Below are 9,410 nucleotides of genomic sequence, written 5' to 3' on the forward strand. Positions count from 1 at the left end.
CCATAGCCAGTCGCACCCCAGCCATGCCCCGCTCATTTTTAGGAGAACATTGCACTATGTTAGAAGCTACCCCCACAGAAGTTCAAGAACGGGAAGCGCTACGCATCAATCCCGCCAAAACTTGCCAACCCATCGGTGCCATGTATGCGGCTTTGGGATTGCACAACTGCTTGCCTCACTCCCACGGTTCCCAAGGCTGCTGTTCTTACCATCGGTCTCACCTTACCCGCCACTACAAAGAACCAATTATGGCGGCAACCAGTTCCTTTACTGAGGGAACAGCGGTTTTCGGCGGTGGTGCGAACTTGCGGCAAGCCTTGACCACCATCTTCAAACTCTACAATCCCGATGTGGTGGCCATCAATACCACTTGCCTGTCGGAAACCATTGGCGATGACTTGCCCAGCTTGATTCGGGCAGCGCAAGACGATGGTATTATTCCAGAAGACAAATTGGTGATTCATGCCAATACCCCTAGCTATGTGGGTACGCATGTCACGGGTTGGTCGAATATGGCAAAGGCGATTGTGGATTATCTGGTGCAGAAATCCGATACGCCCCAGCAACAAATTAATTTAATTCCCGGTTATGTGGAACCAGCGGATACCCGCCACCTGAAACGCTTTCTCAAAGAATTTGGGGTAGAGTCGGTGGTCTTTCCCGATACCTCCGATGTGGTAGATACGCCGCAAACGGGCGATTTCCGCATGTATCCCAAAGGCGGTACCCCCGTTGAGGATTTAAAAACCGCTGGCGACAGTCTGGCAACGGTGGCGTTAGGACCTATGGCCAGCGAAGCGGCGGCAAAATCTTTGCAGAATAAGTGCGATGTCCCCTATCGGGCGCTGGATTTGCCTATTGGTGTGGCAGCATGCGATCGCTTCGTACAAACGCTTATGGAACTTACCGGAACTCAACCTCCCGAAAGTTTGGTTGACGACCGGGGTCGGCTGGTGGATATCATGACCGACATGCAGCAATACTTGTACGGATTGCGCGTCGCTGTTTCCGGTGACCCCGACCAAGTGGTTCCTCTAACCGAGTTCTTAGTTAGCTGCGGTGCCCGTCCGGTTTACGTTATTACCGGTACCCCCTCCAAATATTTCCGCAAACGCTGCGAAGAAATCCTCAGCAACACGGTTCCAGAAGCCATTTATAAAGACGACACCGACCTATTCTACTTGCACCAACTGATTAAAAATAATCCCGTTGATTTATTGGTGACCAACGTCTACGGCAAATACATTGCCCGCGCCGAAGACATTCCTTTGGTACGGTTCGGATGGCCCATCTTAGACCGCGTCGGTCACAGCTATTTCCCCACCGTGGGATACCGGGGCAGCATGCACTTACTGTGTACAATTTTGAATACGCTGCTAGAACGCAAAGACCGCGACGACCCCGACGAAGTCTTTGAATTGGTGATGTAATTTCCCACTTGCCCCACCTTCATTCTTGTCCAAGCGTTGTAGAAGGTTTGCAACCAGGCATTCTACAACGCCCTTCAATTAGGAGAAACAGTCATGAAAACGCCAAAACACCATATTTTTGTTTGCGGTGGATTTCGCTTAAAAGGAGATGCCCAGGGTGTCTGTGGCAAAAAAGGGTCCGTCTCCCTACTGCAATATTTAGAAACTGAGTTGTGCGATCGCGATTTGGAAGATGTCGTCGTCTCCAGTACCGGTTGTCTCAAACAGTGCGACAAAGGACCCATCCTCATGGTCTATCCCGAAGGATACTGGTACGGCAGCGTTGACGAAGACACCGTAGACGAAATTCTCGATGCCTTAGAATCAGGGGAAGCCGCCAGCGAGTACTTACTCACCAGCAATCCCTAAATTTGTTTCGTTTCCTGTTCCCTATTCCCTTCTTTTTCCCATGACTCAAAGTCCTATTTTCCAAGAACGCGCCAATCAAATCCATCGCAAAGGCGACAATCAACCCTTCGAACTCGCTTGCAACAAAGAAAGCCTCGCCGGTGCCGTCAGCCAACGCGCCTGCGTCTTCTGCGGTTCCCGCGTAGTTCTCTATCCCATCGCCGACGCCTTGCATCTGGTTCACGGACCCGTCGGCTGTGCCGTGTACACCTGGGACATTCGCGGTGCCCTTTCTTCCGGACCCGAACTGCATCGCCTGAGCTTTTCCACCGACTTACAAGAGCGAGACGTTATCTTCGGCGGCGAAGAAAAACTAACCCGCGCCCTGCGGGAACTCATCGACCGCCACCAACCCAACGCCGCTTTTGTGTACTCCACCTGCATCGTCGGTATCATTGGCGACAATTTGGAAACCATTTGCCGTCGAATGAGCGAAGAAAAAGGCATTCCCGTCATCCCCGTTCAATCGGAAGGGTTCAAAGGCAACAAACGCGCTGGCTACAACGCCGCCTGTCGCGCCATGTTCCGCCTGGTGGGAACCGGAGACACCAGCGATATTTCTCCTCACAGCATCAATATTTTGGGTGATTTTAACCTAGCTGGAGAAATTTGGATTATTCGCAAATACTTCGAACGTATGGGGGTGCAGGTAGTCGCCAACATCACCGGCGACGGTCGTGTAAGCGATTTAGCCAGGGCCCATGGTGCGGCTTTAAACGTCGTTCAGTGTTCCGGTGCCACCCTCGACCTCGCCAAAATGATGAAAGAGGACTACGGCATCCCCATCGAACGGGTTTCTTACTTCGGCGTAGAAGACATGGCAGAAGCCCTGTACCGCGTGGCTAACTTTTTTGACGACGACCCCACCATCTTACAAAGAGCCAAAGAATTGGTTCGCGAAGAACTTTCCATCCTCTATCCCCAACTGCAAGAACTTCGCAAAGATTTAAACGGCAAAAAAGCCGCCATTTACGTCGGAGGTGCTTTCAAAGCCTTCTCTTTGGTAAAAGCTTTCCGTTTGTTGGGAATGGATGTGGTTATGGTAGGTTCGCAAACGGGAACCACCGAAGATTACAAGGAACTCCACGAAATCACCGACGAAGGAACAATTATTGTGGATGATTCCAACCCATTGGAACTATCTGCTTTTTTAACAGAAAAAAATGTGGATATTTTTGTCGGTGGCGTGAAAGAGCGACCGATTGCCTACAAGTTGGGAATTGGTTTCTGCGACCACAACCACGAACGCAAAGAAGCGTTGGAAGGTTTTGTGGGCATGTTGAACTTTGCTAAAGAAGTCCACCGCACAGTTACGTCGCCGGTTTGGCGATTTGTTCCCCGTAATATTTCTCCAGCCACATTGGAAGAATAAACGTAAGTTGGGGAATCCCCTGTTCCCTTCCTCAAGGGGACAGTTTTCCCCGCTTCTCCCTCTCCGTTCCTTGTTCCCCAAAATAGTCATGACCAAAAAAATCGCTCGCTTTAAAAAGACCCCCGATGCCTACGTTTCCACCACCAATGCCTGCAAACTCTGCAAACCCATGGGTGCGTGTTTGGCATTTCGCGGCATCGAAGGATGCGTTCCCTACTTGCACGGTTCCCAAGGATGTGCGACTTATATGCGTCGCTATACCATCAGCCATTTTCGCGAACCGATGGATATTGCCTCCTCTTCCTTGGGAGAAAAACACGCCGTTTATGGAGGTGGTCCCAATTTAAAAAAAGGAATTCTCAACGTTATCGATAAATATGGGGCTAATATGGTCGGTATCGCCACCACTTGCCTCACGGAAACCATTGGTGACGACTTGCCCATGCTGCTGCAGGAATTTCATGTGGAAATGAAAGAAGCCGAGGTAACGCTGCCAATTCTGGTCAATGTTTCCACTCCCAGCTACAGCGGTACCCACATGGAAGGGTTCCACGCCACAGTGCGCGCGGTTGCCGACCAACTGGCAGACCAGCAAGAACCTCCCACAGGCAGCTTGCCGACCTCCTTTGTGAATCTCCTGCCAGGATTGGTTTCGCCAGGGGATATTCGCCATCTCAAAGATATTTTGGCTGATTTTGGCATTGCCAGTGTTATTTTGCCCGATATTTCCGATACGCTGGATGGTGCCCCGCAAGTAGAATATCAGAAAATTCCTCCCGGCGGTACGCCAGTGGCTCATATTCGCAATATGGGCAATGCCGCAGCCACATTGGAATTCGGTAGAACCCATATTTTAACGGGAGATACCGGCGGTCAACTGCTGGCGGAACGATTTGGTGTTCCCCACTATCCCTTGGGAATGCCTATTGGATTGCAAGAATGCGATCGCTTTTTTGAAGCTTTAGCCACCGCCAGCAACCGTCCTATCCCTGACAAGCACCAGCAAGAACGGGGTCGTTTGGTGGATGCGTATGTAGACGGACACAAATATATTTCCGGCAAAAAAGCCATCGTCTACGGCGAAGAAGATTTGGTCGTCGCTATGACCTCCTTTTTATCAGAAATCGGCATCAAACCCGTCCTCTGTGCCTCCGGTGGCAACAGCGGCTATTTGCAAGAAGCGATCGCAACTGCCACTGGCGATATTCTCTCAGAACCTCCCCTAGTGGAAGACAACGTAGACTTCTACGAAATTGCCGACAAAGCGAAATCCCTAGAACCCGACCTCCTCATCGGCAACAGCAAAGGCTTTGCCCTCGCGCGCCAGCTTGAAATCCCCATCATTCGCGTTGGCTTCCCCATTCACGACCGCTTTGGTGCCCAACGCATCTTACACCTGGGCTATCGCGGTACCCAAAACTTATTCGACCAAATCGTTAACGCTGTCATTGCCAAAAAACAAACCGACTCCCCCGTAGGATATAGTTATTTGTAACTATCTTATTGCTTACTAAGTGTGGGAGCGTGGGAGATATAATTGGTTGTTTTCTCCGATGCTCCGACCTGCCCTGAGCTTGCCGAAGGGGGTTCCGATCCCCCTCCTCCTCACCTGCCAACCAAACCAAGGAGAACCTCAAATGACCGTCTCCATCAACTACGAACAACATCCCTGCTTCAATCCCAAAATCAAAGGCAAATTCGGACGAGTTCACCTCCCTGTTGCCCCCAAATGCAACATTCAGTGCAACTACTGCAACCGCAAATACGACTGCGTCAACGAAAGTCGTCCTGGGGTCACCAGTAGCATTTTATCCCCACAACAGGCTGTTTTGTATATGGATAAAGTTCTCGAAAAACAGCCGAGAATCACCGTTGCCGGTATTGCCGGACCCGGCGATCCTTTTGCCAATCCCGAGGAAACCATCGAAACCATGCGCTTGTTGCGCGATCGCTATCCCGATCTAATTTTATGCCTCTCTTCTAACGGACTCAACCTAAAACCAGAATATATTCAAGAAATTGCTAAAATCGGCGTATCTCACGTAACCGTCACCCTCAACGCCATTGACCCCGACATTACCCAAAAAGTCTATCGCTGGGTAAGAGACGGCAAAACCATCTATCAAGGTAGAAAAGGCGCTGAATTACTCTTACAACGACAACTAGAAGCGATCGCAAATTTAAAAGCCGCCGGCATCGTCGTAAAAATCAACACCATCGTCATGCCAGGCATCAACGACCACCACATCGTCGAAGTTGCCCAAAAAATGTCCGAAATGGGAGCAGACTTATTCAACGCCATGGCCCTGCTTCCCACCCCAGACACCCCCTTCCAAGAATTAGGCGAACCCGATGCCAAAACCCTCGCCAAAATTCGCAAAGAATGCGAACAATACCTGCCCCAAATGCGCCACTGTACCCGTTGCCGCGCCGATGCCGTCGGGTTGTTAGGCGCAGACCAATCCGAAGAATTCCACGGTTGTCTCATAGCCTGTTCCCAAGCCTTCATTCCCCTCGACCAGAAAAACCGTCCTTACGTCGCCGTTGCCTCCACCGAAGGCTTACTCGTCAACGAACATTTGGGAGAAGCCAGAGAACTGCAAATTTGGAAACCAACCGAAAACGGCTTCACCCTCATAGAAACCCGCGCCACCCCAGAACCCGGTTTGGGATTTGAACGTTGGAAACAAATGGCAGAACAACTGCACGACTGTCGCGCCGTCTTAGTCAGCGGCATCGGTACCACCCCCAAACGAGTTCTCACCAAATACGGCATCCAACCCGTCGAAATGAGTGGCTTTATCGAAATGGGATTGGAAACCATCTACAACGGCGGCGACGTTAGCAAACTCAAAGGCAAACGCAAATCCATCAACGGCGTTGCTGTTGGTTGCAGCGGCACTGGCGAAGGATGCGGCTAGTCACAGCGTAGCGAGCGTACCGAGCGTGGGAGCGTGGGAGCGTGGGAGCGTGGGAGCGTGGGAGCCTGGGAGCCTGGGAGCTTGGGAGCCTGGGAGCCTGGGAGATATAATTGGTTGTTTTCTCCGACGCTCCGATGCTCCGATGCTCCGACGCCCCGACGCCCCGACGCCCCGATGCCCCGACGCCCCGATGCTCCGACGCTCCGATGCCCCGATGCCCCGATGCCCCGACGCTCCGACGCTCCGACACCCCCACACCCCCTCCCCATCTTCTTCACATTTCTTCAAAAGCGATCGCATAATAGAAAAAGAACCCACAGCAAGCAGGTAACAACCAAGGGGGAACCGTGGCAACCACCAAAGAACGTACTAAATGGGATGTGGGGCGATTTTTCCGTACTCTCGCCTACTATCGCGTGATTCCATTTGTCGGAAACTTCGACCGCCAGACAAAACCCAAAATCAACCAACCCCAAAAGCAAGGCGTGGTTTTGGTTGCCGGCGCTACCGGTGGTGTTGGCAAACGAGTCGTTCATCAATTGCAGCAACAAGGATATTCTACGCGATCGCTGGTGCGAGATGCCCAACGCGCCCAAGAAATTCTCGGCAAAGATAGCAAAAAAACCGACCTCGTCGAAGCCGATTTAACCCTTCCCGAAACCCTAACCCCGCGCCTGTTTGCCAACATCAGCGCCATTATCTGCTGTAGCGGCACCCGCGTACAACCCACAGAAGGCGATACCCCCAACCGGGAAAAATACTACCAAGGCATTAAATTCTACATGCCAGAAGTCGTCGATACACCCGAAGTTGTCGAATACCGAGGCATCCAACACCTGCTACAAGTAGCTGTCAAAAACGCCAAAGAAACCACCATCTTCGACTTTTCCCAACCTTCCCCAGACCTCAAAGAAACCTGGGGAGTTCTCGACGACGTGGTCATGGGAGGCGTTAGCGAAAGCAATATCTACCTCACCGACGAAGCCGCTGTCTTTGCTGGCAACATCTCTACTGCCAACTCCGGCGGTTTTGCTTCCGTGAGAACCCGCAACTTCGCCAACTCCCTAGATTTATCCAACTTTGAAGGCATCCAACTACGGGTCAAAGGCGACGGCAAACGCTACAAATTTATTCTGCGAACCGACCCCAAATGGGATAGCGTCTCCTACTGCTATTCCTTCGACACCGTCTACAACATTTGGCAAACCGTACGCATTCCGTTTTCCGAATTTATTCCCGTCTTCCGCGCCAAAACCCGCTACGACAAAGAATCCCTCGACCCCAGCAAAATTTGCTCCATTCAATTGATGTTAAGCAAATTTGAATACGACCGCCAGCTCAATCCCAAGTTTTCCACCGGCGGCTTCCAAATGCAAATTGCCTCTATCCAAGCCTACGGCGGCAAACAATTGCCCCATTTTGTCCATATTAGCTCTGCAGGCGTTACCCGTCCCGGTCGTCCCGGTCTGAATTTAGACGAAGAACCCCCAGCGGTTCGCATGAACGAGCAACTCGGCGGTATTCTTACTTGGAAATTGCGCGGCGAAGAGGCGATTCGCAACAGCGGCTTACCCTATACCATTATCCGTCCTTGTGCCCTCACGGAAGAACCCGGTGGCAAATCTCTGGTTTTCGACCAAGGGGACAATATGCGCGGACAAGTCAGCCGCGAAGATGTCGCTGAATTGTGCTTGCAAGCTTTAAATCGAGAGGAAGCTTTTAACAAAACGTTTGAAGTGAAATCTGGCGACGAAAACCGACCAGCCGATTTTGATTGGCAAGGTTGTTTTGCTAACTTGCAGGCGGATTAGAATGGGTTCTAAATTTTAACAATAAGTGGGTGGGCGGTGCCCACCCTACTGTTTATTGACCTGCCTTGGCATCCTGTACTGCTAAATAAAAGCTTAAAATGGCGATAGGAATGCTGGCAGCGAGGATGACGCCTGTTGTTAGCTGGCCAAAATCCGGTTGTCCGGAGGCTAGTTCAAATACCGAACCCACAGCCGAAATGCCGGATACGCAAGAAATTCCCAAAAGAAGACCACTTTTTACTGTCAACATGACTTTTTCTGTATACGATAAGTTTGGTATGCAAGAAACTAGGAAATGGGTTGCACGTCGCTGGCGGAGAACCCATGCTTGCTTAGTTCTTCTGCTAATACTAGGGAATTATCAATGCGATCGACAAACATAATTCCACTCAAGTGATCCATTTCGTGTTGGATAGCACGACCTAGCAAGTCTTTTGCCAGCAATTTCTGTGGACGACCGTATTCGTCCTTATACGCCACTTCCACTGCAGCGTATCGTTCTACATCCAAATAAACTCCAGGAATGCTCAGACAACCTTCCGGACCCACAATGGTATCCTTGGTATGGCGTTTGATAACGGGATTAATGAGAATCTTGGGTGGGGTAGCTGCGTTGTCTGGTTCGCAGTCTACCACCAACATCTGTCTCAGAGTTCCTACTTGGGGCGCTGCTAAACCGATGCCATCGGAACTGTACATGGTTTGCAGCAATTCCTTGGCAAATTTGCGGGTGTTTTGGTCAACTTTAGAAACACGTTTGCAAGATTGACGCAAAACTTTGTCACCTAGGTAGTGTAGGTTGAGAGGCGGTGCATCTAGTTTTTTCTTTTCAACGAGGACGGTGGAAGTCATAGCTCCTTCTCGAACAGCAATACAACAATACAGGCTTTACTTCTACAATCTTAACCAATTGTTTCCTTGCTAAGGTAGCATCCTTGCCACGCGATCGCGAAAAATGGAGGAAAAAAACCAATGGTAACTTCTCAATGGGAGAATTTCTCGCAACATGTTGGCAATTGGGAAGGTTCTTTTGCGCGATACGATGCCACGGGGAAATGGCAAAGCGAAACCCCCACGTTGGTGTCTATAGAACCTTTGCAATTGGAAAGCGGCGATGCTAGTATGCGGCTGATATGGCGTCGCTACCAACCCGAAGTTCGGGAATCGGTTTTTGAATACAGTTCTTTGGAAAACAGTGTATTATTTTTTGATAACGGTGCTTTTTCCCAAGGTTCCGTGCAATGGGGTCCGTATTCGGAATTTGGTGCCGAATTTGGCTTTATTAGCGGGAAACGTCGCCTGCGCGTGGTAGAATTATTTAACCGCGACAGCCAGCCAGAACAATTCACGGAAAATACCTCGATACGTTTGGAAGCCCTGTCGCTTTAGCGCAGGGAGGAAAAACGAACGGCGACTTTAGTCGCCTATA

At 50.6% G+C, this 9,410-nt stretch carries 9 protein-coding genes; 7 read left to right on the forward strand and 2 right to left on the reverse strand.

Annotation, left to right across the window (positions count from 1 at the left end; all coding sequences use genetic code 11):
* Positions 1-56 precede the first annotated feature (56 nt).
* The 6 genes from nifK to AS151_RS06640 all read left to right on the forward strand — a co-directional run bounded on the left by nifK (position 57) and on the right by AS151_RS06640 (position 7,981).
* Positions 57-1,430, forward strand: coding sequence for a nitrogenase molybdenum-iron protein subunit beta (nifK, locus tag AS151_RS06615; RefSeq protein WP_071516256.1), 1,374 nt, complete (start codon positions 57-59; stop codon positions 1,428-1,430).
* 93 nt (positions 1,431-1,523) lie between these two features.
* Entirely contained in the window at positions 1,524-1,838 is a 315-nt protein-coding gene (locus AS151_RS06620) for a (2Fe-2S) ferredoxin domain-containing protein (protein WP_071516257.1), read from the forward strand.
* A 40-nt stretch (positions 1,839-1,878) separates the two neighbouring features.
* Entirely contained in the window at positions 1,879-3,249 is a 1,371-nt protein-coding gene (gene nifE, locus AS151_RS06625; RefSeq protein WP_071516258.1) for a nitrogenase iron-molybdenum cofactor biosynthesis protein NifE, read from the forward strand.
* Between the two features lie 88 nt (positions 3,250-3,337).
* Positions 3,338-4,744: a nitrogenase component 1 gene (locus AS151_RS06630; RefSeq protein ID WP_071516259.1), complete on the forward strand. Its 1,407-nt coding sequence runs from the start codon at positions 3,338-3,340 to the stop codon at positions 4,742-4,744.
* Positions 4,745-4,886: 142 nt separating this feature from the next.
* Positions 4,887-6,170 carry a nitrogenase cofactor biosynthesis protein NifB gene (nifB, locus tag AS151_RS06635; protein WP_071516260.1) on the forward strand — a complete coding sequence of 428 codons (1,284 nt, stop codon included), beginning with the start codon at positions 4,887-4,889 and terminating at the stop codon, positions 6,168-6,170.
* A 347-nt stretch (positions 6,171-6,517) separates the two neighbouring features.
* Complete coding sequence (locus tag AS151_RS06640) at positions 6,518-7,981, forward strand: CIA30 family protein (RefSeq protein WP_071516261.1); 1,464 nt, start codon at positions 6,518-6,520, stop codon at positions 7,979-7,981.
* Between the two features lie 52 nt (positions 7,982-8,033).
* Here the strand turns inward: AS151_RS06640 and AS151_RS06645 are convergent, their stop codons facing one another.
* Positions 8,034-8,231, reverse strand: coding sequence for a hypothetical protein (locus AS151_RS06645; protein WP_071516262.1), 198 nt, complete (start codon positions 8,229-8,231; stop codon positions 8,034-8,036).
* 38 nt (positions 8,232-8,269) lie between these two features.
* Entirely contained in the window at positions 8,270-8,833 is a 564-nt protein-coding gene (gene def / locus AS151_RS06650) for a peptide deformylase (RefSeq protein WP_071516263.1), read from the reverse strand.
* A 120-nt stretch (positions 8,834-8,953) separates the two neighbouring features.
* On the opposite strand from def, the gene AS151_RS06655 reads away from it, so the two are divergent.
* A complete protein-coding gene (locus AS151_RS06655) occupies positions 8,954-9,370 on the forward strand; it encodes a DUF3598 family protein (protein ID WP_071516264.1) in 417 nt (138 codons plus the stop codon).
* Positions 9,371-9,410: the final 40 nt, after the last annotated feature.

The organism is Geitlerinema sp. PCC 9228 (assembly GCF_001870905.1).
Lineage (GTDB): Bacteria > Cyanobacteriota > Cyanobacteriia > Cyanobacteriales > PCC-9228 > PCC-9228.